Annotated in this window: 21 protein-coding genes; 15 read left to right on the top strand and 6 right to left on the bottom strand. The window is 69.7% G+C overall.

The window, feature by feature from the left end:
- On the bottom strand, positions 1-723 hold a 723-nt coding region (locus ABTZ59_RS33630), incomplete at its 3' end, for an ABC transporter substrate-binding protein (RefSeq protein WP_351423122.1).
- On the opposite strand from ABTZ59_RS33630, the gene ABTZ59_RS33625 reads away from it, so the two are divergent.
- The 3 genes from ABTZ59_RS33625 to ABTZ59_RS33615 all read left to right on the top strand — a co-directional run bounded on the left by ABTZ59_RS33625 (position 710) and on the right by ABTZ59_RS33615 (position 3,819).
- Positions 710-1,474 (top strand): helix-turn-helix domain-containing protein, encoded by a 765-nt coding sequence (locus ABTZ59_RS33625; RefSeq protein WP_351423119.1) that lies wholly within the window; start codon positions 710-712, stop codon positions 1,472-1,474. The genes ABTZ59_RS33630 and ABTZ59_RS33625 overlap by 14 nt on opposite strands.
- A 70-nt stretch (positions 1,475-1,544) precedes the next feature.
- Positions 1,545-2,756, top strand: coding sequence for an epoxide hydrolase family protein (locus ABTZ59_RS33620; RefSeq protein ID WP_351423114.1), 1,212 nt, complete (start codon positions 1,545-1,547; stop codon positions 2,754-2,756).
- Positions 2,757-2,937: 181 nt separating this feature from the next.
- Complete coding sequence (locus tag ABTZ59_RS33615; RefSeq protein ID WP_503003813.1) at positions 2,938-3,819, top strand: SGNH/GDSL hydrolase family protein; 882 nt, start codon at positions 2,938-2,940, stop codon at positions 3,817-3,819.
- A 485-nt stretch (positions 3,820-4,304) separates the two neighbouring features.
- Here ABTZ59_RS33615 and ABTZ59_RS33610 read toward each other — a convergent pair whose 3' ends face one another.
- A complete protein-coding gene (locus ABTZ59_RS33610) occupies positions 4,305-5,633 on the bottom strand; it encodes a sensor histidine kinase (protein WP_351423111.1) in 1,329 nt (442 codons plus the stop codon).
- Positions 5,630-6,301 (bottom strand): response regulator transcription factor, encoded by a 672-nt coding sequence (locus tag ABTZ59_RS33605; RefSeq protein WP_351423108.1) that lies wholly within the window; start codon positions 6,299-6,301, stop codon positions 5,630-5,632. Before ABTZ59_RS33605 ends, ABTZ59_RS33610 begins: the two co-directional genes overlap by 4 nt.
- A 176-nt stretch (positions 6,302-6,477) precedes the next feature.
- Here ABTZ59_RS33605 and ABTZ59_RS33600 point away from each other — a divergent pair, with 176 nt between their 5' ends.
- From ABTZ59_RS33600 to ABTZ59_RS33585, 4 genes are read left to right on the top strand one after another with little or no spacing between them, the layout of a single operon-like run.
- On the top strand, positions 6,478-6,975 hold the full coding sequence (locus ABTZ59_RS33600; RefSeq protein WP_351423106.1) for a hypothetical protein: 498 nt from the start codon (positions 6,478-6,480) through the stop codon (positions 6,973-6,975).
- 30 nt (positions 6,976-7,005) lie between these two features.
- Entirely contained in the window at positions 7,006-8,067 is a 1,062-nt protein-coding gene (locus ABTZ59_RS33595) for an efflux RND transporter periplasmic adaptor subunit (RefSeq protein WP_351423104.1), read from the top strand.
- Positions 8,064-8,789: an ABC transporter ATP-binding protein gene (locus ABTZ59_RS33590; RefSeq protein WP_351423101.1), complete on the top strand. Its 726-nt coding sequence runs from the start codon at positions 8,064-8,066 to the stop codon at positions 8,787-8,789. Before ABTZ59_RS33595 ends, ABTZ59_RS33590 begins: the two co-directional genes overlap by 4 nt.
- Positions 8,786-9,997, top strand: coding sequence for an ABC transporter permease (locus ABTZ59_RS33585; protein WP_351423092.1), 1,212 nt, complete (start codon positions 8,786-8,788; stop codon positions 9,995-9,997). Before ABTZ59_RS33590 ends, ABTZ59_RS33585 begins: the two co-directional genes overlap by 4 nt.
- 143 nt (positions 9,998-10,140) lie before the next feature.
- On the opposite strand, the gene ABTZ59_RS33580 is transcribed toward ABTZ59_RS33585, so the two are convergent.
- Entirely contained in the window at positions 10,141-11,085 is a 945-nt protein-coding gene (locus ABTZ59_RS33580; RefSeq protein ID WP_351423088.1) for a hypothetical protein, read from the bottom strand.
- A 592-nt stretch (positions 11,086-11,677) separates the two neighbouring features.
- Between ABTZ59_RS33580 and ABTZ59_RS33575 the strand changes: the two genes are divergently transcribed.
- A complete protein-coding gene (locus ABTZ59_RS33575) occupies positions 11,678-12,394 on the top strand; it encodes an SDR family oxidoreductase (protein ID WP_351423085.1) in 717 nt (238 codons plus the stop codon).
- Positions 12,395-12,457: 63 nt separating this feature from the next.
- Here ABTZ59_RS33575 and ABTZ59_RS33570 read toward each other — a convergent pair whose 3' ends face one another.
- Positions 12,458-12,634 (bottom strand): hypothetical protein, encoded by a 177-nt coding sequence (locus tag ABTZ59_RS33570; protein ID WP_351423079.1) that lies wholly within the window; start codon positions 12,632-12,634, stop codon positions 12,458-12,460.
- An 88-nt stretch (positions 12,635-12,722) separates the two neighbouring features.
- On the opposite strand from ABTZ59_RS33570, the gene ABTZ59_RS33565 reads away from it, so the two are divergent.
- The 7 genes from ABTZ59_RS33565 (at position 12,723) to ABTZ59_RS33535 (ending at position 21,444) form a co-directional block, all read left to right on the top strand.
- Entirely contained in the window at positions 12,723-14,483 is a 1,761-nt protein-coding gene (locus ABTZ59_RS33565) for an MOSC domain-containing protein (RefSeq protein WP_351423075.1), read from the top strand.
- A 313-nt stretch (positions 14,484-14,796) separates the two neighbouring features.
- Positions 14,797-15,666: an alpha/beta fold hydrolase gene (locus ABTZ59_RS33560; RefSeq protein WP_351423071.1), complete on the top strand. Its 870-nt coding sequence runs from the start codon at positions 14,797-14,799 to the stop codon at positions 15,664-15,666.
- A gap of 364 nt (positions 15,667-16,030) precedes the next feature.
- Positions 16,031-17,371, top strand: a complete 1,341-nt coding sequence (locus ABTZ59_RS33555; protein ID WP_351423066.1) for an aminotransferase-like domain-containing protein — start codon at positions 16,031-16,033, stop codon at positions 17,369-17,371.
- 52 nt (positions 17,372-17,423) lie between these two features.
- Positions 17,424-18,572 (top strand): 3,5-dihydroxyphenylacetyl-CoA synthase DpgA, encoded by a 1,149-nt coding sequence (gene dpgA, locus ABTZ59_RS33550; RefSeq protein WP_351423056.1) that lies wholly within the window; start codon positions 17,424-17,426, stop codon positions 18,570-18,572.
- A 23-nt stretch (positions 18,573-18,595) separates the two neighbouring features.
- Positions 18,596-19,297: an enoyl-CoA-hydratase DpgB gene (gene dpgB / locus ABTZ59_RS33545; RefSeq protein WP_351423052.1), complete on the top strand. Its 702-nt coding sequence runs from the start codon at positions 18,596-18,598 to the stop codon at positions 19,295-19,297.
- Positions 19,294-20,646 (top strand): (3,5-dihydroxyphenyl)acetyl-CoA 1,2-dioxygenase DpgC, encoded by a 1,353-nt coding sequence (dpgC, locus tag ABTZ59_RS33540; RefSeq protein WP_351423041.1) that lies wholly within the window; start codon positions 19,294-19,296, stop codon positions 20,644-20,646. Before dpgB ends, dpgC begins: the two co-directional genes overlap by 4 nt.
- Positions 20,647-20,796: 150 nt before the next feature.
- Complete coding sequence (locus tag ABTZ59_RS33535) at positions 20,797-21,444, top strand: histidine phosphatase family protein (RefSeq protein WP_351423035.1); 648 nt, start codon at positions 20,797-20,799, stop codon at positions 21,442-21,444.
- Between the two features lie 137 nt (positions 21,445-21,581).
- On the opposite strand, the gene ABTZ59_RS33530 is transcribed toward ABTZ59_RS33535, so the two are convergent.
- Positions 21,582-22,883, bottom strand: coding sequence for a cysteate synthase (locus ABTZ59_RS33530; RefSeq protein ID WP_351423032.1), 1,302 nt, complete (start codon positions 22,881-22,883; stop codon positions 21,582-21,584).
- Between the last annotated feature and the right edge of the window lie 45 nt (positions 22,884-22,928).

The following is a 22,928-nucleotide window of genomic DNA, read 5'->3' as shown; positions in this document are numbered from 1 at the left end:
GTCCGTGCCGGCGCCGTCCACGAGCTGGAGGTCGGAGTTTCCCTGCCGCTGGAGCGCGAGGATGTCGTCGGCGGCGAGGCCGCGGTAGGTGACGTCGATCTGCTTCGCGCGCAGTGCCTTGACCATGCCGGCGGAGTCCTGGAAGTAGCGGATGGTCACCGCGTCGTTCTGCCGCCGGGCGAAGCCGTGGTAGCCGCCGTTGCTGGTCAGGACGGCCTGCCGGCCCTCCTGGTACGACTGGAGCCGGTACGGCCCCGAGCCGTCGGCCCCCGATCCCGTGCGCAGGGCGCGGGCCGGGTAGTCCTTCGGGTCCACGATCGACAGGGCCGGGGTGGCCAGCACGAACGGGAAGGTGGCATCGGACCTGCCGAGGTGGAAGACGACCTCGCGGTCGCCGGAGGTGTCCACGCTGTCGAGGCTGCCGAGCAGTCCGGCGGGGCCGGCCGGGGCGTCGATGGCGCGGATGCGGTCGACGGAGTACTTGACCGCCTCGGCGTTCAGCGGGTCGCCGTCGGCGAACTTCAGGTCCGCGCGCAGCGTGCAGCGGTAGGTGCGGCTCGACGAGTCGGCGAAGGCGCAGCTCTGGGCGGCGTCCGGCTGGGGGGCCGTCGCGCCGTTCGGGTAGGCGAGGAGCGTCTGGTAGATGTTCCGGTACAGCTCCCAGGAACCGTCCCAGGCGCCGGCCGGGTCCAGGGTGCTGGGCGCGCTGGTGGTGCCGACCACGATCGGGTTCCCGCTGCCCGAGTCCCCGTCGGAGAGCAGACCGCAGCCGCCGGCCGACAGCGACACGGAGGCGATCGCCGCGACTGACCTGGTCCCCGCGGCCGGGCTCGGAGACCGGGCCCTGCTGCGGATCATCCCGCCCGACCGGCTCGCCGCCTGGGCATCGTCCCTGCTGAGCCCGCTCACACCGGCGCAGCGCCAGGCACTGGAGGGATGGCTGCGTACGGGGTCGGTCGGGGCCACGGCACAAATGCTGGGGATCTCCCGCGGCACCACGCGCTCACGGCTGCGGACGGCGGGCGAGCGGCTGGGCGGTCTGGACACCCCACTCGCCCTGGCGCGGCTCTCCTTGGCGCTGCGCGCCCCGGCCGCCGGGCCCACGGACTCGGCCGGGCCCACCGACGCGGGCCCGCCCGCCGCGCTCCCCACGGAACTCGTGGACGCCGCGTCGGCGCGCCGTTGGGCCACGGAACTGACCGAACCGCTCGACACGCCGCAACGGATCGCCCTGCGCGTCTGGTTCGGCCATCTCGGCAGCGTCGCCCCGGCCGCTGAGGAGTTGGGCCTGCACCGTACGACGCTCCGGCGGTGGCTGGAGGAGATCGGCCGGCTGCTGGACGTGGACCTGTCGTCCGCCACCGTCCGTGCGGACCTCTATCTCGCGCTGGAGACCCTCGCCGGCCAGGACGGCTCCCCCGGCGCACTGCCACGCCGGGGAGGCCGCACGTACCAGCGGCCGGGGAATCTCTGAGGAGGGCACAACTCCCCCGCCGGGGTGCCCTCGACATGGTGGTGGGCGGCCGGACGTAGCATGCGCGTCCATGACCATTCCGGCGCTTGAGTCCATCCGTCCCTTCCGTCTCGACATTCCCCAGAGCGAACTGGACGATCTGCGCGATCGCCTCGATCGCACCCGCTGGCCCGATGAACTGCCGGGAGTGGGGTGGGCCTACGGCGTCCCCCTCGGCTACCTCAGGGAACTCGCGCGTTACTGGCGGCACGAGTACGACTGGCGGGCCGCGGAAGCCGGGCTGAACGGCTGGCCGCAGTTCACCACGACCATCGACGGCGCGAACATCCACTTCGCCCATGTCCGGTCCCCGGAACCGGACGCGACCCCGCTGCTGATGACCCACGGCTGGCCGGGCTCGATCGTCGAATTCGCCCGGGTCGCCGGTCCGCTCACCGATCCGCGCACCCATGGCGGCGACCCTTCGGACGCGTTCCATCTGGTGCTGCCGAGCATCCCCGGGTTCGGTCTGTCCGGCCCGACGAGGGAGACGGGCTGGGAGTTCCGGCGGGTGGCCGCCGCCTTCACCGAGCTGATGCGGCGCCTCGGCTACGAGCGGTACGGAGCGCAGGGCGGCGACTGGGGAGCGGCCATTTCCCGGGAGATCGGCCGGACCCGGCCCGATCTGGTCATCGGCGTCCATCTGAATCTGCTGCCGAACGCGGCGGCGGCACACCAGCCGGGCGCGGACGAACTGGACGCGCTGCCCCCGCAGGAGCGCGCGCGCACGCTCGCCTCCTGGGAACGCGCCCAGGAGTGGAGCCGGGAACGCCAGGGATACGCCGACATCCAGTCCACCCGGCCGCAGACGCTGGCGTACGGTCTGACCGACTCACCGGTGGGTCAACTGGCCTGGATCGTGGAGAAGTTCAAGGAGTGGACCGACTCCCGGGACCGCCCGGAGGATGCCGTCGACCGCGACCAGATGCTCACGAACGTGATGCTGTACTGGCTGACCGGCACGGCCGGCTCGTCGGCCCGCATCTACTACGAGCGGGCACACGCCGATTACTGGGGCACACCGCCCGAGCCGTCGACGGCGCCGACCGCGCTCGCCGACTTCGCGCGGGAGAACTTCATCCCGCTGCGGCATGTCGCGGACCGGACGAACAACATCGTGCAGTGGACGGAGTACGACCGGGGCGGGCACTTCGCGGCCATGGAACAGCCGGACCTGCTGGTCGGCGACGTACGGCGGTTCTTCCGGACGGTCGGCGGCGCCGGAGGCGCGCCCGTCGCATGACGGCCGGCACGCGGGACGAGCGCGTGCGGCCGCGTGGAGGGCGCCGATCCGGTTCGATGTCTTGACCCGGTTCGAACCCGTCGGTAACTTCCAGGTCCCGCCCCGAGGTCGGCGCGCGCACCAACGGCCCTCATTCTGGGGGCCGTTGCCCAGGATCGTGTCCTGTTCAAAGGAGAACGACATGTCCCTACGTTCAGCCGGGTACGGCCTGGCGGCCATGGCCGTCACGATCTCCCTCATCGGATCGGCGGCGCCGGCGCAGGCCGCGGAGAACGCCTCGCGCCTCAACTACGCGGCGCTCGGCGACAGTTACGCTGCCGGATCGGGCGTACTGCCCTTCGCCATCTCGGCGGCGCTCCTCTGTCTGCGCTCCGCGAAGAACTATCCACGGGTCATCGCCGAGGCGACGGGCGCGAAGCTGACCGACGTGACCTGTGGTGGCGCCGAGACCCGGCACTTCGAGACGTCCCAGTACCCCGGTGTCGCCCCTCAACTCGACGCGGTCACCGAGGACACGGACCTGGTGACGGTCACCATCGGCGGCAACGACAACTCCGTCTTCGCCGGAGCGGTCCTCGCCTGTGGCGCGGCCGGAGTGCTCTCCGGAGGCAAGGGCAGCCCCTGCCGCGACACCTGGGGCGACCACTTCGACCGGCTGATCGAGGAGAAGACCTACCCGGCCGTCAGGACCGCGCTCCGGAAGGTCAAGGAGAAGGCGCCGAACGCGCGCGTGGTCGTGGTGGGTTACCCATGGCTGCTGCCGGCGAAGGCCGACCGGTCATGCTTCGCGAAGATGCCGATCGCCGAGGGAGATGTGCCGTACCTGCGCGGCATGCAGGGCCAGATGAACGAGATCCTGGAACGGGCCGCGAGCGAGACAGGGACGACGTACGCCGATATGGCCGATGTCTCCGATGGCCATGACGCCTGTCAGCCCCGGGGAACCCGGTGGGTGGAACCGGTGTTCTTCTTCGATCAGCTCAACCCGGTGCACCCCAACGCGCTGGGCGAGGAGAAGATGGCCGACCAGGCGATGCGGGCCCTGCCGGCCACGCACCGGTGAGCGCCCCCACGCCCTGTCCGACACGGTGTGGCCGGCCTCGATGAGACGCCGGGCGGTCTCGGAGCCGAGCCCTTGTTCGCTCCGGTGATCAGTGTTGTTGTCATGCTTCCAGGTTCCGGCCGGACGGCCCGGCCGGACGGCGGTCCGGTCTTCGGGCAGCGGCCCCTCCCGACATGCGGGTCCGGGAGGTTCGGGGTTCGCTTGAGGTGCTGTCCGGCCGCGTACATCCATCAGCCACCCCCGTGTCCGGGGCCGGACAGCTCGACCGGCCGGAGGAACACCGTGTGGTGTCCGGGATGCGGCGGCACGTCGTACCGGGCAGACTGACGGCGCGGGGGACGACGGTCCAATGAGGCAGCCGACTGCCCTCACTGGACCGTCCCCCGTCCATGATGTCCATGACCCTGGACGCGTCCCGTCCGCCGCCGAGCGGGACCGTCCACAACGCCGAGCGTGACCGTCCACCACACGGCGCGACTCGGCACCTACCAGCGGACCCCGGTGCCTCCACCAGACGGCTCATCGGCGGCGAAGCGCACCCGGATCGTGAGGCCGCCCTCGACGTTGGCCGTCGCCACGGCGGTGGCGCCGTGGGCACGGGCGATGGCGGCGACGATGGAGAGGCCGAGGCCGACACCGTCGCCCGGCGCGTGGCGGCGCTCCTCGATACGACGGAACGGCTCGAAGAGCAGCGGGACGGTCTCCGTGGGGATCACCGGTCCGGTGTTGCTCACTTCCAGGCGGCCCGCGCCGGTGCGGACGCTGACGCTGCCGCCCGGGTGGTTGTGCCGGATCGCGTTGCTCACCAGGTTGTGGGTCAGCCGTTCGAGCAGGACGGGGTCGCCGGTGGTCCGCAGAGGCTGGAGATCGAGGTGCGGTGTCACCTCGCGATCGGCCGCCTCGGGGCCGACCGCGAGGGCCACGGCATGCGCGACCTCGTGCAGATCGACCGGCTCCAGGCGCCGCATGCCCTGCTCGGACGTGGCGAGGAGCAACAGCCCCTCGATCAGATGTCCCTGCTGCTCGGACGTCTTGATGAGCTTGGTGCGGATCCGGGCCACCCGCTGGGGATCCGGGTCGCCCGCCAGACCGATCTCGGCGGCGGCCCGCTGGAGTGCCACGGGGGTGCGCAGTTCGTGTGCGGCGTTGGCGGCGAATCTCTGCTGCGCGTTCACCAGTTGCTGGATGCGGTCGAGCATCTCGTCGAAGGTGTCGGCGAGTACCTTCAGCTCGCCCGGGGGCGCGCGCAGGGCGATGCGTTCATGGAGGTTCGTGCCGGAGAGAAGCCGCGCGGTCTCGGTGACATGACGTACCGGACGCAGCACCCTGCCGGCCATCCACCAGGCGACGGCGACCGCCGCGGCGGCGAACGCGGCGAGGGCGATCAGGGAGACGACGACCAGGTCGTTCAGGGCGGCGGACCGGATGTCGTCGATGAACGCGAGGGACTGTGCCTCGGTGACGGGGAGGGGTCCTCGCTCGATCAGTTCGATATCGCGCGTCGGGTCGGAGCTCGCACCTGGAGTCGGCCCAGGGACCGGCGTGGTGTCGGCGGTGGACTCTCCCGCGCCGCGCCGAGGGCTGGGAGAGACCTCGATCTTCGTCGAGGGGATCCTCGCCACGGCTCCGTCGATGGTGGCGTACAGCCCCTGCCCCAGCAACACGTAGATCAGCGCGATGAGAGCGCCCCCGGCCAGCAGCAGCATCAGGGTGCACAGCGCGGTGAGGCGGGCGCGTTCGCTTCCCAGCGCCGGCATCGGGAAGCGCCCCGCTCTCCGGCCGAGGCGGTGGTGCGAGCGACGGGGCCCGGTCACTGGTCGTCCTCCGCGGCGATACGGTATCCGGCGCCCGGCACGGTCTCGATCACATGGGGCACACCGAGCTTCGTCCGGAGCCGGCTGAGTGTGACCCGCACCGTATTCGTGCGGTAGCCGATTTCCTCTTGCCACACCTGCTCGACGAGATCGTCACTGCTGACCACGCTCCCGCAGGCCCGCAGGAGTGTTTCCAGCACGGCGAACTCCTTCAGGGACAGCCGCAGCGGGCGGCCGTCCCGTCGTGCCTGGCGGGCGGAGGTGTCGAGCACGATGCCCGCCCGTCTGATCACGGGAGGCAGCCTGGGGTGGGAGCGGCGGCCCAGGGCCAGGACGCGGGCCACCAGCTCCTCGTACGCGAAGGGCTTGGCCAGGTAGTCGTCCGCCCCCAGGCCGAGTCCCTCGACGCGGTCATGAACGGTGCCGAACGCGGTCAGCATCAGGATGCGGGTGAGGAGCCCGCGCGCGACGATCCGCCGGCAGACCTCGTCGCCGGGCAGTCCGGGGAGGTCTCGGTCCAGGACGACCACGTCGTACGCACTGAAGGTCAGCCGTCGCATCGCCGCCAGGCCGTCACCGGCCACATCGACGGCGAGGGCGTTCTGGCGCAGCCCATCAGCGATCATCTCGGCGAGGAATTCCTCGTCCTCCACAACAAGCACGCGCATGGATACCTATGTACCGGAGGAACACCTTTCACGGCTGTTACAGGTTCGGTGAAAGCGATGAAACACACACTGCCGCGATTGTCTCCTCATCAACGCGAAACGCTCGTCGCCCGCTCCCTGGCGCCGGAATGCCCTGGCGGAAGGGGGCGGGCGCGGGCCGGACCAGGAGACCGATCATGCGGACGAAGAAGATCCAGCTGACCGTGGCGTGCACGATATCGGCGCTCACACTGTTCCTCACCGGATGCTCGGGCGATTCCGGTGGCCAGGGCTCGTCGGACGGCGGTACGAGCGGCCGGAGCTCGGCCGACGACAAGCGGGCGAAGGCCAACGACTGCCTGCGCGAGAAGGGCGCGGAGGTCACGGAGCCGGAGAAGCCGGGCGAGCCGGGGGCGATCCGGCCCGGGAAGCTGTCACAGGACGAGTTCGTCCGGGCCATGAAGGACTGCGAAGTGGGACCCGGCGCTCCGAACGGCGGCGGTGGCGCCGGGGGCGGCATCACCCAGGCGCAGAAGGACAAGATGCTCGCCTACGCCGAGTGCATGCGTGACGAGGGCATCGAATATCCGGATCCGGACTTCGAGAGCGGGTCGGCCAAGCTCCCGCAGATCCCGCAGGGCGACAAGGACGCGTTCGCCGCCGCCGACAAGGTATGCGCGGCGAAGACCGGCTGACGCCCCGACGGCGAGTGAGAGGCACTCCGAATGAAACACAAGAAGCTTCTGCTCACTCTGGGGGCGGCGGCGCTCGTCGCGGCGGGGGGAGCGGTGGCCGTCACCCTGCCCGCCGAATCCGGCTCGGCGCCGTCGGCGGGCCGCACCTCCGTACCCACCAGCACCGCCACCGTCACGAAGGGTGACCTGGTCACCACCGACAAGGCCAAGGGCACACTCGGGTTCTCGGCGCAGCGCGAGATCACAGCCGGAGGACAGGGAGTCGTCACCTGGCTGCCGCCGGGCGGCGGGACCATCGAGCGGAACGGCAGGCTGTACGAGATCGACGGCTCCCCCGTGTTCCTGCTGTACGGCCAGACCCCCGCCTACCGCGTTCTCGCCCGGGGTGACGAGGGGGAGGACGTGCGCCGGCTCAAGGAGAACCTGATCGCGCTCGGCTTCGGGTCCGGTCTCGCGGCCGACGACGAGTTCACCAAGGGCACCGAGCGGGGTGTCAAGGCCTGGCAGAAGAGCAAGGGCCTGGAAGAGACCGGAAAGATCGGCCCGGACCAGATCGCCTTCGCGCCCGGCGCCGTCCGGGTACAGAACGCGGACGCGTCGGTGGGCGCCCGCGTCACGCCGGGCATGGCGGTGCTGACGACGACAAGCTCCGAGCGGGTCGTGCAGTTCGACCTGTCGGTGGCGAAGGCCGGCGAGATCACGGCGGGCGACGCCGTCACGGTCGAACTGCCCGGCGGGTCCACCGCCACAGGCCGGATCAGCTCCATCGGACGTACGGCGCGGACGGACGAGCAGTCCGCCGACAAGGAGGCGGTGATCAAGGTCACGGTGGAGTTCGACGAACCGGAGAAGGTCTCCGGGGTCGACAGAGCACCGGTCACGGTGCGGCTGACCGGCGAGCGGCGGGAGGACGTGTTGTCCGTACCGGTGGAAGCGCTGCTGGCCGTGGACGGTGGTGGCTTCGGCGTCCGTGTGGTGGAGGGTGACACCGCGCGGGACGTGCGAGTGAGACTCGGGATCTTCGCCAACGGCCGGGTCGAGGTGTCGGGCGGCGGCCTGCGCGCGGGGATGAAAGTGGGGGTGCCGGCATGACCGCCACGATCTCCCGTTCGCGCTCCGCCGAGACGGTCGCCGAGCTGTGCGGTGTGACCAAGGAGTATCCGGGCGGTGTGACGGCCCTCGCGGGTGTCGATCTGCGCGTGCGGGCCGGGGAACTGCTCGCCATCGTCGGCCCGTCCGGTTCGGGCAAGTCCACACTCCTGCACATTCTCGGCACACTCGACCGGCCCACCGCCGGTACGGTCGGCATCGCGGGCCATGACGTGGGGCTGCTCCGGGACCGGCAGCTGTCCGCCCTGCGAGCCCGCCATATCGGCTTTGTCTTCCAGGCGTTCCATCTGGTCCCCGGCGCCACCGCGCTGGGCAATGTCGCCGAAGGGCTGCGGTACTCCGGGCTGTCCTTCGCCGAACGCCGTCGCCGTGCGGCGACGGCGCTGGAGCGCGTGGGACTGGCGGACCGTATGAACCACCGGCCGTACGCGCTCTCCGGAGGGCAACAGCAGCGTGTGGCCATCGCCCGGGCGGTGGCCGGGGAACCGGAGCTGCTGCTGGCCGACGAGCCCACCGGGGCGCTGGACTCCGCGTCCGGGGAGGCCGTTGTGGAGCTGCTGCGCGAACTCAACGCGGACGGCACGACGATCGCCGTCATCACCCACGACCGCGAGCTCGCCGACGCGCTGCCAGGCCAGGTCCGTATCCGCGACGGGCAGGTCGTCGAGGACACCGTGCGGGACATTCCCGCAGGTGTGCGATGACGAGCCGCCGTGGCCGAAGGCTCGTCCCCGCCAGGCTCGGTCTCCGGGACGTCGCACAGGTCGGTTCCGCGGGGCTGCGCGGCCGGCCCGTGCGGGTCGTCCTTTCGGCGCTGGGCATCGCCATCGGGATCGCGACGATGATCGCCGTGGTCGGTATCTCCGCGTCCAGCAAGGCCAAACTCATGCGGGACCTGGACCGGCTCGGTACCAACATGCTGGTGGTCACTCCGGGCCAGTCGTTCTTCGCGGACAAGGAGGTGAAGCTCCCGAAGAGTTCGCCGCGGATGGTCGGCCGGATCGACGGTGTGGAGCAGGTCGCCGCGACCGGTGGTATCGGCGATGTCAGGGTCTACCGCTCCGAGCACATCCCCAAGGAGCGGACCGGAGGCATCAAGGTCAACGCCGCCACGCAGAGCCTCAAGAACACCCTGCGCGGCTCGATGGCCACCGGCACCTGGCTCAACGGCGCCACCGGTGCCTATCCCTCCGTCGTCCTCGGACACTCCGCGGCCAAACGGCTGGGAATCACCGAGGCCGGTCAGCGGATCTGGCTGGGCGACGAGTACTACACGGTCCTCGGTGTCCTTCAACCGCTGCCGCTCGCACCCGAGATCGACAGTTCCGCGCTGGTGGGCTGGGAGGCGGCGCGGAAGCGGCTCGGATTCGACGGCCATCCGACGACGCTCTACGAACGGTCGGCCGACGACGAGGTCGCGCGGGTAAGGGAGTTGCTGGCGCGGACCGTCAACCCGGAGGCCCCTCACGAGGTGATGGTCTCCGACCCGTCGGCCGCGCTCCAGGCGAAGACCGCCTCCGAGGGAGCCTTCTCCAGTCTGCTGCTCGGGCTCGGCGGGGTCGCGCTGCTGGTCGGCGGCGTCGGCATCGCCAACACCATGATCATCTCCGTGCTGGAAAGGAAACACGAGATCGGGCTGAGACGGTCGTTCGGATCCACCCGTGGCCAGATCCGGATCCAGTTCGTCACCGAATCGCTCATGCTCTCCGGGCTGGGCGGGCTGGCCGGCGTCGCCCTCGGGGCACTGGCCACCTCCGTCTACGCCGGCGCCACCTCGATGCCCTGGACGATACCGCCCTGGGCGCCGGCGGGCGGCTTCGGCGCAACGCTGGTCATCGGTACGATCGCCGGGCTCTATCCGGCGGTCCGCGCGTCGAAGATGTCCCCGACGCTGGCCCTGCACGCCTCCTAGGACAGCCGGCCCGTCCTCGGTGGTGACTGGCACCGCGCTGCCGGTCACGAAATCCACTGGGCGACAAGCGCCGATGTCTCGGTCTCCGGATACGGGGTTCCCCGACAGGCGATGCCTTCCGGGGAACCCCGTCGCGTGGGTCCTCAGGGTGTGAGAGGTTCAAGCGTCACCGAGGCGTTGGAGACCTGGGTCTTGAGATCGGTCCCCTCGCCGCTGTTGACCATCTGGACCGCTTCGATCTGGGAGCGCGCGGGAATGCCGTCGCCGCCGAGATACGCGGCGTACTTTTTCGCCACTTCGGTGAAGTCGACCGTCACCCGGGTGGTGGTCTTCGGCGAGATCTGCTGGCCGGGAACTGTGAGACGACACCCATTGGCACAGTTGTTCGTCCACATTACGCCGTCCCCGTTCGGGGGCTCCAGGAACTTCCCGGGATTGAAGTGAACGACCGAGATGACATTCAGCTTGTCGTTGACCCAGTAGATCAGATCCGTCGTCAGGATCGCCCGCTTCTCCTCACAGGAGAAGCCTCCCGTCTGCTCCGCGTAGGCGTCGTAGGAGACCTTGAGCCGCCCGTCCGAGAAGTGATAGGTGGCACCGTCGGCCTTCCGGCGCAGCGAACTCGACGGGTAGTGGTAGGAGAACGCGACCTCGCGCAACTCGCAACCAGTCGTCCCCGTCGCATTGTTCTGCATCGTCAGGGTCAGTGGTGAACCGGTGCTCCCCCAGACCTGAGTGTCATAGCCCGGGTACTTCCTGAACTGTTCACGGGTCCAGTTGTAGGTGACGAAATCCCAGGCAGGACACGCCTTCCCGGACGCGCCCGTATAGGGAAAACGGCTGGAGCACCGGTCGTCGACCCGCTGACGGTCGTCCAAGGGGCCGCAGCCCGAGGTGTCATGGAAATCCTCCGTGGTGGCGGCCGGGACGCTCTCCGGCTCTCGCACCACGCCGAAGCAGCGGTTCTTGGGGCCCGGGTCGAACACGACGGACGTCGATTCCGTGACCCCGGCCGCCGCCGGGCTGGGAGTGCCGACAAGGAAGAAGAGCAGGGCGGCCATGGCCGCCGCGGTGGCGGCTCTGAACATGTACGCGCGGCCCCCGTTGAGCAATAAAGGGGCCTTGGGCTTCTTTCTCACACGTTGGAATGTGAACACAGCGACCTTCCGTACGGAGGGGATTTCCGGCCTGGTCGACACGCGCGATCGGCGATGAATTCCGCCGTATCGGCAGGGGGTTGTGGGTGTGGGGGTGTGGGGGTGTGGGGGGAATCCCTACGGCAGGACCGTAGGCGAGCCATTCGCCGGATGACAAGCAACCCGGTGCCGCGACTTCCGTTTGTCCCATCGCGCGGAGGAGGCGCAGAGGGAGCGGACTCCCGTGTTTTGAAGGACCTCGGCCGAGCAAACCGGACGGTTCTCCGCATAACCGCGAGCGAGGACCGTGACATGGCTGATGAACCGCTCATGCGCGGTGAGCGAACGAATGTCCAACCCGTCTGCGGGGGACGGCGGCAGAGTGCCCGTCAATTCGGGCCCGGGGACTGTCCGGCGGGCCTGCCGTCCCGGGATCGTTCGCGCGGTGTGTTTTGATCCTCCGAGACCCTCAGGTACCGAATCTCCGTAATCTCCGCGTATGGGCAGGAGGCTCTATTGCCGCGCGGACCAATCGAAGGAGCACATGGTGGCGGATTCTCTGCAGGGCGAGACGGTCCTTGTGGTCGGGCGCGGGAGCGGCATCGCGCGGGCGATTGTCGGCTCGGCCGCGGCCGCGGGGGCACATGTGGTCGCCGCGGGTCGTGACCGGGATGCGCTCGCGACCGCGTACAAGGACACCGGCGTCTCCGTGAAGAGCGTCGACATGACGGACGAGACCTCGATCGCGGCGCTCGCGGACGAGGTGGGCGGCGTCCATCACGTGGTGTCCACGGCATCGGCCAGGGCTCGCGGCGCCGTCCGCGACCTGACCCCGGAGGCGATCCTGCTGTCCTTCCACACCAAGGTCGTGGGCCCGATCATGCTGGCCAAGCACTTCGCGCCGAAGATGCCGCGGACAGGATCGTTCGTGCTGTTCTCCGGGGTGGCCGCTCTTGAGCCGGATCCCGGATATCTCGGGGTGGCGGCGACCAACGGCTCGGTGAACGTGGTGGTCCGTTCACTGGCCGTGGAACTCGCCCCACTGCGGGTGAACGCCATCTCTCCGGGAACCGTCGACACCGGGGCGTGGGACGGGCTGGGCGAGAAGAAGGACGCCTTCCTCGCGACGAAGTCCGCGACCAATCCCGCGCGCCGCATCGGCACACCCGAGGACATCGCCCACGCCGTGCTCTTCGCCATGACCAACACCTTCATGACCGGTGTCACTCTGGCGGTCGACGGAGGACAACCGCTCGTATGAGCGGCCCGGGCCGTTCCCGTCCGTTCCCCGCGTGGCGGTGGCGGTCAGGGGCCGCAGGCCGGGCTACTCCTCGCGTTCGAGTTCGGCCCGGGCACGCTCGGCGTCGAGGTCCTCCTGCGCGGCACGGTAGATATCGTCGGCCAGCTTGCGGGCGGCCCCCGGGTCGTGCGCCGCGGAGACCGTCCGGATCCGGTCGGCCCATTCCTCTATGTCGCGAGAGTGTTCGGCGTTCTTGCTCACATAACCTTTGTACCTTTTGGTGGGCTTCTCTGCCTGTCGTGGCGGAGGGCGGACCTGGTGTGCGGCGGCGCCGCGCTGGGAGGATGCGATGGCGACCCTGCTGTCAGTCAATGTGGGACTGCCGAAGGACGTGCCCTGGCAGGGTAGGACCGTACACACGGGAGCGTGGAAGTATCCCGTCGACGGCCCCCGGATGGTGCGCCGCCTCAACATCGACGGAGACGGCCAGGGCGACCTCCAGGGCCATGGCGGGGAGCAGCGGGCGGTCCTCGTCTACCAGGCGCAGTCGTACGCGTACTGGCGCGAGGTTCTGGAGCGGGACGATCTCGAATTCGGCAGGTTCGGGGAGAACTTCACCGTGGACGGGCTGGCGGACGACGAGGTCTGCGTCGGCGACCGGTACCGCATCGGCGAAGCCGAATTCGAGGTGACCCAGCCACGTGTGACCTGTTACCGGGTCGGCATGCGGCTGAACGAACCCCGCATGGCCTCTCTGCTGGTCGCCCACCACCGCCCCGGCTTCTACCTCCGTGTCATCACCGAGGGCCGGGTCCGCGCGGGGGACCCGATCACACGGACCCGCACCGGCAAGGGGTCGCTCACCGTCGCCGACATCGACGCCCTCCTCTATCTCCCGGGGGCCGATCCGGCCAAGCTGCGTGCCGCCCTGGGCATCGAGGCGCTCAGCCCCGGCTGGCGGCAGTCGTTCGAGGACATGAGCCGCCGGCTCGACCAGCCGCCCGGCCCCGCGCCCGCCGCGCCGGGGTGGAAGGGCTTCAAGCGGCTGCGCGTGAGCCACGTCGCCACCGAGACCCCGCTGGTCACCTCGTTCTCTCTGCGGTCCCCGGACTCCCGGCCACTGCCGGCGGCCATGCCCGGCCAGTACCTGAGTGTGCGGATCACCGGTGCGGGCGGACAGCGTCTGGTGCGTTCGTATTCGCTGTCCTCCGCACCCGGCGCCGCCGAGTACCGGATCAGTGTCAAACGCGAGGAACACGGCGAGGTCAGCACCTATCTCCACACGCGTCTGAAGAAGGGCGATGTCATCGAGGCGGCCGCCCCACGCGGGGCGTTCGTGCTGGCCGAAGAGCGCACGCCCGTGGCGCTGTTCTCGGCGGGCATCGGCGTCACCCCCGTTCTGGCGATGCTGTACGCACTGGCCGGTGAGCACAGCTCCCGTGCCGTGTGGTGGGTGCACACCGCGCGCGAACCCGGGCAGTACGCCTTCGCGCGGGAGTCCCGGCGACTGCTGGCGCGGCTGCCCAACGCCCGCGCCTTCATCTACTACACCGCCCCGGATCTCACCGCCCCGGATCTCACTGCCCCGGATCTCCAGGTCGCCGAGGGGCCCCACGTCACCCACGCTCGCATGACCAGCGGAAACATCCGGGAACTTGGCATCCCCGGCGACGCGCACGCCTATCTGTGCGGGCCCATGGGCTTCATGTCGGACGTGACGTCCGCTCTCCAGCTGGCGGGGCTGAGCGGTTCGAACATCCACACCGAGGTCTTCGGCGCGCTGACGGCCATCAACCCGGGCGTCACCGATCACGTGACCGGACGCCCCCACCAGCCGCCCGGCCCCCCGGGCACGGGGCCCTCCGTCACCTTCGCCCGCAGCGGACTGTCCACCCGCTGGTCGGACCGGTACGGAACGCTGCTGGAGCTGGCGGAGGCGTGCGACATCCCCACCCGCTGGTCCTGCCGTACCGGGGTGTGCCACACCTGCACCACTCCCCTGCTCACCGGCCGGGTCCAGTACACAACACAGCCCCTGGAGGATCCCGCCTCGGGTGAAGCACTGCCGTGCTGTAGCGTCCCCGCCACCGATGTGATTCTCGACCTGTGAGCCGACCGGACGCGGACGGTGGCGAACCCGTTCCGCGCGCCCCTTCCCTGCCCACCGTCCCTGTTCCAGGGGTTCCGGGCTTCGTTCCAGGGGTTCCGGGCTTCTTCCAGGGGTTCCGGCCTTCCTTCAGACGGCGTGCCTCGGGGGCCCGAAGGGACCATTCGAGCTTCCCGTCCGAGAAGTCGGGAACGCTGCTGACCCCCCTCAAGGAATTCGCCCGGACACGCCGGCTCGCGATCGCCTCTCACCACGTCCTGAAGGGCGTCGCGTGCTGCACTGTAACCAACCGTTCAAAGCAATCTTGGAGGTTGGCATGAGCAGCGTTGTGCATCACCGCACCGCCACCGTCAACGGCATGGATGTCTTCTACCGGGAGGCCGGAGACCCGCAGGCGCCGGCGCTCGTACTGCTGCACGGCTTCCCGACCAGCTCACACATGTTCCGGAACCTGATTCCGGCTCTCGCCGACCGCTACCGCGTCATCGCGCCCGACATGATCGGATACGGCCAGTCGGCCATGCCGGCGGTCGACGAGTTCGACTACACCTTCGACTCCCTCACCGACGTGACCGCCGCCCTGCTGGAGCGGCTGGGTGTCGAGCGGTTCGCGGTCTACGTGCACGACTACGGAGCGCCGATCGCCTGGCGGCTCGCGACGCGGTCCCCCCGCAGCATCACAGCGATCATCACGCAGAACGGCAACGCCTACACCGACGGGTTCGTCAAGGCGTTCTGGGACGGGCTGTTCGCCTACGCCGAGAACCCGACGCCCGAGAACGAAGCCCCTCTCCGCGGCGCCCTGACCCTCGAACTGACCCGCTGGCAGTACCTGAACGGGGTCGCGGATCCGAGCCTCGTCAGCCCGGACGGCTGGACCATCGACCAGTCGCTGCTCGACCGGGCGGGCAACGACGCCATCCAGCTCGCGCTGTTCCGCGACTATCCGGCCAATGTCGCCCTCTACCCCCGACTACAGCAGTACTTCCGCGACAGCCAGGTGCCACTGCTGGCCGTGTGGGGAGCCAACGACGAGATCTTCGGCCCCGACGGCGCCCGCGCCTTCCAGCGCGACCTGCCGGACGCGGAGATCCATCTCGTCGAGTCCGGGCACTTCGCCCTGGAAAGCCACCTGGGGGAGATCACCGGCCACATCCGCGGCTTCCTCGCCCGCGTCATCTCCTGACAACACGGGGGATTCGCTCGGCTGTTGGTCACACCGACGGTCACAACATTTCCGGTCGAGCCTGATGAGCATGGCCGCCGGAGCCGAAGTGCGCGCGGATCTGAGCGGCTGCCGACCTGCTCGAAGTGCAGCCCGAAGAGCTCGATGATCTCAAGTGCGGCCTCGGATGCAGAAGTTGGGGACGGACCACGGCAGCCGTCCTGGAGCGCGGGCCGGTGGGAGGTGATCGCAGCGGTCGGCGCTCCACCATGATCAGAAGGCCCTATGCCACTGGATGACCTGCTGGTAGCCTGCCAAAAAATCTTGTTCCTACGAGATCATAGGCGGGCGGCCGATACCTGGCCTGCCTGCGGGAGGTGCCTACGTGGCAGCCAACCATCTGTTAAAGGAGGAGCTGCACGCCAGCGTCTCCGATCCGGTTCTCGACACGATGAACTTCCTCAATGGGATCACGCACCGCTACCCGAAGGCGGTCTCCTTCGCCCCCGGCCGCCCGTACGACGGATTCTTCGACACCGAAGAGATCTTCGGGCACATCCGCCGCTACCTGGACCACCTCGCGAAGACCGGGTACTCGCCCGCAGAAATCCGTGACGCGGTCTTCCAGTACGGTCCCACCCACGGCCAGATCCGGGAGCTGATCGCCGATTCGCTCCGCAAGGACGAGGACATCGACGTGCCGCCCGAGGCCATCGTCGTCACCGTCGGGTGCCAGGAAGCCATGCTCCTCACACTGCGCGCCCTCATGGCGAACCGGGACGATGTGCTCCTGGTGGCGAGCCCCTGTTATGTGGGCATCACCGGCGCGGCACGGCTGCTCGACATCGACCTCACTCCCGTGGAGGAGCGGGCCGACGGGCTGCACTGCGAGGACGTGGAGGCCTCGATCCGGGCCGTGCGGGCCCAGGGACGTCGGCCGCGGGCGCTCTATGTGATCCCCGACCATTCGAATCCGTCGGGTGTCACCCTCTCCATGGAAGCGCGCAAAGGGCTGCTCGACCTCGCCGCCCGAGAAGACTTCCTCCTGCTTGAGGACAGCCCGTACCGGATGGTCAGCCCCGGCCGCCAAGTTCCCACGCTCAAGTCCCTCGATCGTGACCGCCGCGTCGTCCATCTCGGCTCGTACTCCAAGACGCTCTTCCCGGGCGCACGGGTGGGCTTCGCCGTCGCGGACCAGGTCGTCGTCGACCGGGAGGGCGCCACCGGTCTGCTGGTGGACGAGATCACCAAGATCAAGAGCATGGTGACGGTGAACACGTCCGCGCTCGGCCAGGCCGCCGTGGGCGGGATGCTGCTGGCGGCCGAGGGTCGCACCGCCGACATCAACGTCGAGACCTCCCGCTACTACGGCGACGCGATGCGGGCCATCCTGCGGGAACTGGACGATGCCTTCCCCGAAAAGGAGCGCACAGCACTCGGTGTGCGCTGGAACCGGCCCACCGGCGGATTCTTCCTGACCGTGGACGTCCCGTTCCGCGTGGACAACGCCGCGCTGGAACGTTCGGCGGAGGACTTCGGCGTCATCTGGACGCCCATGTCCTACTTCTATCCCGGGGGCGGCGGAGCCAACAGCATCCGTCTGTCCATCAGCTACCTGACCCAGTCCGAGATAACCGACGGGATCGGGCGCCTGGCACGTTTCATCAGGGATGAGACCGCTGCCCATGACTCGTCACAGCCCACAAGGAAGCCGACACGTTGTTGAACGCACAGTCACAGATACGCAGCAAGCCGCGTATGTGGGGGTGGACCTTCCGATGACCGCCACGATGAACCCCCGGTACGCCGAACTCCTTGAGCCGTCGATACCCTCCCCCGGCCCGGCACTGACCGCCCCGCGCATCGCGGGCGTCGCGACGGCGGTGACCGGGACGTCGTACACCCAGCAGGAAATCCTCGACCTGTTCGAGATATCGGACCCCAAGGTCCGGTCCGTCTTCCTCAACAGCGCCATCGAAAGGCGCTTCCTCTCCCTGCCTCCGCGCGACCCGCACGGTGCCCTCCGTTCCGAGGTCCAGGGCGAACTCCTCGACAAGCACAAGAGGCTGGCCCTCGACATGGGGTCCAGGGCGATCCGCAAATGTCTGGCCGGCACGGGCATCGACCTGGACGACATCGACTACCTGTGCGTGACGACCACGACGGGCTTCCTGACTCCCGGCCTGAGCGCCCTGCTGATCCGCTCCCTGGGGCTGCGACCGCAGACGAGCCGGGTGGACGTCGTGGGCATGGGTTGCAACGCCGGCCTGAACGCCCTTCAGGCAACGGCTGGTTGGGCCACGGCACATCCGGGCCGGGTGGCCGTCATGCTGTGCGTGGAGGCCTGTTCCGCCGCCTATGTCATCGACGACACCATGCGGACGGCCGTCGTCAACAGCCTCTTCGGGGACGGCGCCGCCGCCGTCGCCCTGGTCACCGATCCGTCGCAGCCCCCGCCGTCCGTCGGCGCGCACCGCGAGTTCCACGGTCCCCGGATCCTGGGCTTCTCCAGCCACCTCATCACCGAAGCGATCGACGCCATGCGGTACGACTGGAGTGACGCCCAGGGCAAGTTCAGCTTCTACCTGGACCCGCAGGTGCCGTATGTCGTGGGTGCGCACGCGGAGCAGGTCGTCGACCGTCTGCTGGCCCCGGCCGGCCTGCGCCGCTCAGACATCCGCCACTGGCTGGTGCACTCCGGCGGAAAGAAGGTCATCGACGCGGTACGGATCAACCTGGGTCTCACGCGCCACGACCTGCGCCACACGACCGGGGTACTGCGCGACTACGGCAATCTCTCCAGCGGCTCGTTCCTGTTCTCCTATGAGCGGCTGCTCGGCGAGGACGGGACCACACCCGGCGAGTACGGCGTCCTGATGACGATGGGGCCGGGCTCCACCATCGAGACGGCACTCGTTCAATGGTGAATGAGGAGCAGGTGAAGGAAACCATGACCGATTCAGGCACGACCTCCGCGGCGTACGATGCCGCCACCGCGACCCTGACCATCGACGGCCGTCTGCCCTTGTCCTCCGCCGCCGTCGCGGCCGTCAACGCGGCCTGTGACGCTGCCGAGGACGGCCGCGCCACCGCCCACCTGACGCTCCGGCTCTCAGGCGCCCCCGCGGTTTCCCAGGTCGAGGGAGTGACTGTCTCCCTGGTGAGCAAGTGGGAGCGGGCGCTGCGCCGGCTCGAACGCCTGCCGGTAGCGACCTTCGCGACGGCCGAGGGACCGTGCGGCGGTCTCGCGCTCGACCTCCTCCTCTGCGCGGACCGCCGCATCGCCGACGGCGCCGTGAGCCTGGTGATGCCGGTCGCGAACGGCGCGACCTGGCCGGGCATGACGTTGTACCGGCTCGGCAGGTCCCACGCCGGTGCCGCCGCGGTCCGCCGTGCCGTCGTCTTCGGCACCGCCATCGGTGCGCAGGAGGCCATGGCCCTCCAGTTGGTCGACGTTCTGGCGGACGACGTCGAGGCGGTACTGGCGACGGCCGTCGCGGCGACCGCCTCCGTGCGGGGATCCGAACTCGCCATCCGACGCCAGCTGCTCTTCGAGGCCTCGACGACCAGCTTCGAAGAGGCACTCGGCGCCCATCTCGCGGCGTGCGACCGGGCGTTGCTACAGGCGGCCGCTCCCGAGGCGGCCGCATGAACGTCGACCACGTCTCGGCCCGCCCGCACGTCGGAACCCCGGCCGTGCCGGACTCGGCCCGGCTCGCGCTGGCACGCGCGGCCGAGGCCACCTCGACTCTGCTCGCCGGCCTCGGCGAGCCGTCGAACCGATCCCCGGAGCAGCGCGCCGAGGCCGACGCGGCGGTCGACGCCGCCAGGGCCCTGCGTGCGGCCTTCATGGACACACACGCGGAGGCGGTCTACGACGAGCTCACGGACCATCGCTCCCGCCACCTGCGGCTCGCCGAACTGGTCCAGGAGGCCGCGGCGCGTTTTCCTGGACTCGTGCCGACCGCGGAGCAGCTGGCCGCCGAGCGCACCCGAGCCCAGGCGCACAAAGAGGGCCACGAGATCGACCAGGGGATCTTCTTCAGCCGAGTGCTTCGCTCGCCCACGGCGGGGGCGCATCTGCTCGACGCGATGTTGAAGCCCACTCCCGCCGCCCTCGCGCTGCTGCCGGAGTTCACCCGCACCGGCACGGTTCGGTTGCGGTCCGTGACGGTGGAACGCCGCGGCGCGGTCACCCATCTGACCATGTGTCGCGAAGACTCCCTGAACGCGGAGGACGACCAGCAGGTCGACGACATGGAGACGGCTGTCGATCTGGTCCTCCTGGACCCGGGCACCGAGGTCGGCCTGCTGCGGGGCGGTGTCATGTCGCATCCCCGCCACCGTGGTCGGCGGATCTTCAGCGCGGGCATCAACCTCAAGGCGCTGCACGGCGGCGGCATCTCGCTCGTGGACTTCCTCCTGCGGCGCGAGCTGGGCTACCTGCACAAGCTGATCCGGGGCGTGAGGCCGGAAGGGACGGCGGACTGGCGGCGGTCCACCGTCGACAAGCCGTGGGTCGCCGTCGTGGACGGTTTCGCCATAGGCGGCGGCGCCCAGTTGCTCCTGCTCTTCGACCACGTCATCGCCGCGTCGGACGCCTACGTGAGCCTGCCCGCGGCGCAGGAGGGCATCATCCCCGGCGTGGCCAACTTCCGGCTGACGCGTTCAGTCGGGCCCCGGCTGGCCCGGCAGGTCATCTTGGAGGGGCGGCGCGTCCACGCGAGCGAGCCGGCGGCCCGGCTGATCATCGACGAGGTGCGCGAGCCGACCGCGCTGGACGCGGCCGCGGCGGAAAGCGCGGAGCGGCTTCGCGGCACTGCCGTCCTCGCGAACCGGCGCATGCTCAATCTCGCCGAGGAGCCGACCGACCAATTCCGTTCCTACATGGCCGAGTTCGCGCTCCAGCAAGCGCTGCGACTGTACGACGCAGACGTGCTCGACAAGGTCAGCCGCTTCTCGGGCGCTTCGGTCGGGAAGGCGGCCCCGGCCCGGGACTGACACATCCGCCCACGCGCGGACGGCTCCCCCGTCCGGGGAGCCGTCCGCGCCGGCGGGTGCCGGCCCGCCGCCGCACGCCGGGCCGTGGCTCGGCCCCCGCCGTCACCGGCCCCCACAGTGAGGCCCCACGTGCAAGGGATTTTGAGGAGCATGGTTGCCGCAAGCCCACGGACCCGCAGGATCGTGCTGTGGCGTCACGGTCAGACCGTCTGGAACCGGGAACGGCGTTTTCAGGGGACCACCGACATCGAACTGAACGCGGAGGGCATGGCGCAGGCGCGGCGCGCGGCACGGGTACTGGCGGCCCTCGCCCCCGATGCCGTCATCACCTCTGATCTGAAGCGGGCCGCCACCACCGCGCGCCCCCTGACCGCGCTGACACGCCTGGCGGCCACCCCCGAGGTGGGGCTCCGCGAGGCCTACACCGGCCGGTGGCAGGGGCTCACCCACGACGAGATCGTGGCCGCGTACGGCGAGGAGTACGAGGCCTGGAGAAGGGGTGAGCCCGTGCGTCGCGGAGGAGGCGAGCTGGACACCGAGGTGGCCGAGCGGGCGACCGCCGTCGTGGAGCGCCATGCCGAGCGACTCCCGGACGGCGGGACGCTGGTCGTCGTGAGCCACGGCGGCACCATCCGGGCGACCGCCGGCCGTCTCCTCGGCATGGATCCGTCAGAATGGATGTCGCTGGCCGGCCTGCCGAACTGCCGCTGGCACGTGCTGAGCGAGAAGCCATCCGGGTGGCGGCTGTCGGTGCGCAACTCGGGGGCTCCGCAGGGGACGGAGTTCGGCGAGGGCTAGGGTCTTTCGTTCGGATCTTGCGGGGCTCGCGTGCCCTGGCACCGCGCCTCGCAGCCTGATCCAAACGAAAGACCCTGGGCCGTCTGACGCCGGAGCTCGCCCTTGCCGGCACGACGCCTGGCGTCCGTGCATGCGGTCTATCGGGTCCGGTCGGGGAACAGCCCGGCGATCCGTGCCACGAGATCTTCCGCCGTGCCGTCCCGCAGGTCGGCCACCAGGGCCGACTCCGCGTCGTACAGGGGATGGTCCTGTGCGAGGCGTGCCCGTCCCCCACCCGTGATGTTCAGCAAGATGTGCTCCTTCTCGGGAATCCGGCCGTCGAGGACCGCTTTGCGTAGCCCGGCGAGCGCCACCGCGGAAGCCGGCTCGATATCGATGGACTCAGCCTTCCCGAAGACGTTCCTCTCGTACTCCGCCGCGTCCTGCTCGACGGTCAGCACGTCGCCGGAACTCTCGGTGAGCACGTCGTAGACGCCGCAGCGGACGGCGTACGGGGGGAAGCGGTTGGTCAGCTCGTCCGCGAAGACGGTTCTCGTCGCGGCCCGCGCATCCTCAGCGCCGTACCGGGTGAGCTGTCGCGTCCCGGACTTCCAGGAGTCGGCGAGCGGAGCGAACGACGCGTTCTGGCAGAGCAGGAGCCGCGGCAGCTCCGTACCGTGGCGTCCCGTGCCGAGGAGTCTCGTCGCCGCCTCGTGAACGGCGATGGCGCCGGCTCCGCTGCCGACGGCCTGGACGTAGACCCCGGGCATCCTGCCCATGGCTTCCACGGCCGCGTACAGGACCGTCGCGAGTCCGTCGCGCCGGCCGATGTTGCGCACTCCGCCCTCGGCCTGGAAGCCGGGGAGGGCGGCCACCGACTCGGCGACTGCTATCGCGTCGGAGTAGTCGGCGCCGTCCAGCACCACAAGCCTCACCGTCGGGTCCAGCGGTGCCCGAAACCTCATCCTGTCCAGGCCGCGCCGGGGCACGATCAGAAGGCACGGTTGGTGGTGGCGTGAGCAGATCGAGGCGAAGGCCGCGGCAGTGTTGCCGGCGGAAGCCACGACGAGCACCGGCGGATCTGACGGCAGACGCCCCAGGACCGCGCACGCCTCCAACTCCTTGAACGTCGCCGTTTCGAGGAACGCGCCGCGCTCCGGCCAGTACCCGTTGAAGGCGATCCAGAGGTTCGGCAGGCCGAGTTGGACGGAGAGTTCCTCGCTCTGGAACACGGCTGTGCGGGCCGTCGTCGGGAACGTCCTGGTGACCGGGAGCCAGTCCCGGTATCGGAACAGCCCCTCGTCATCGGACCGCGGCGCGAATTCCTTCACCTCGTAGTCGGACCGGAGCAGCGCCGGCCCGTGATCGCGGCTGCACGACAGTGTCATGCCATCGTCCTGGCCGCGCTGTCCGCACAACGGACAGAACACCGTGTAGTGGCGGCTCACCCGTTTCTCCATTTCGCATTTCCTTGTCTGAGGGTCGGCACCGGCACGTCCTCCGCA

The sequence above is a fragment of the Streptomyces sp. NPDC094034 genome, from assembly GCF_040303865.1.
In the GTDB taxonomy this organism is placed as follows: domain Bacteria; phylum Actinomycetota; class Actinomycetes; order Streptomycetales; family Streptomycetaceae; genus Streptomyces.
This window is presented reverse-complemented; position numbering and strand designations above follow the sequence as displayed.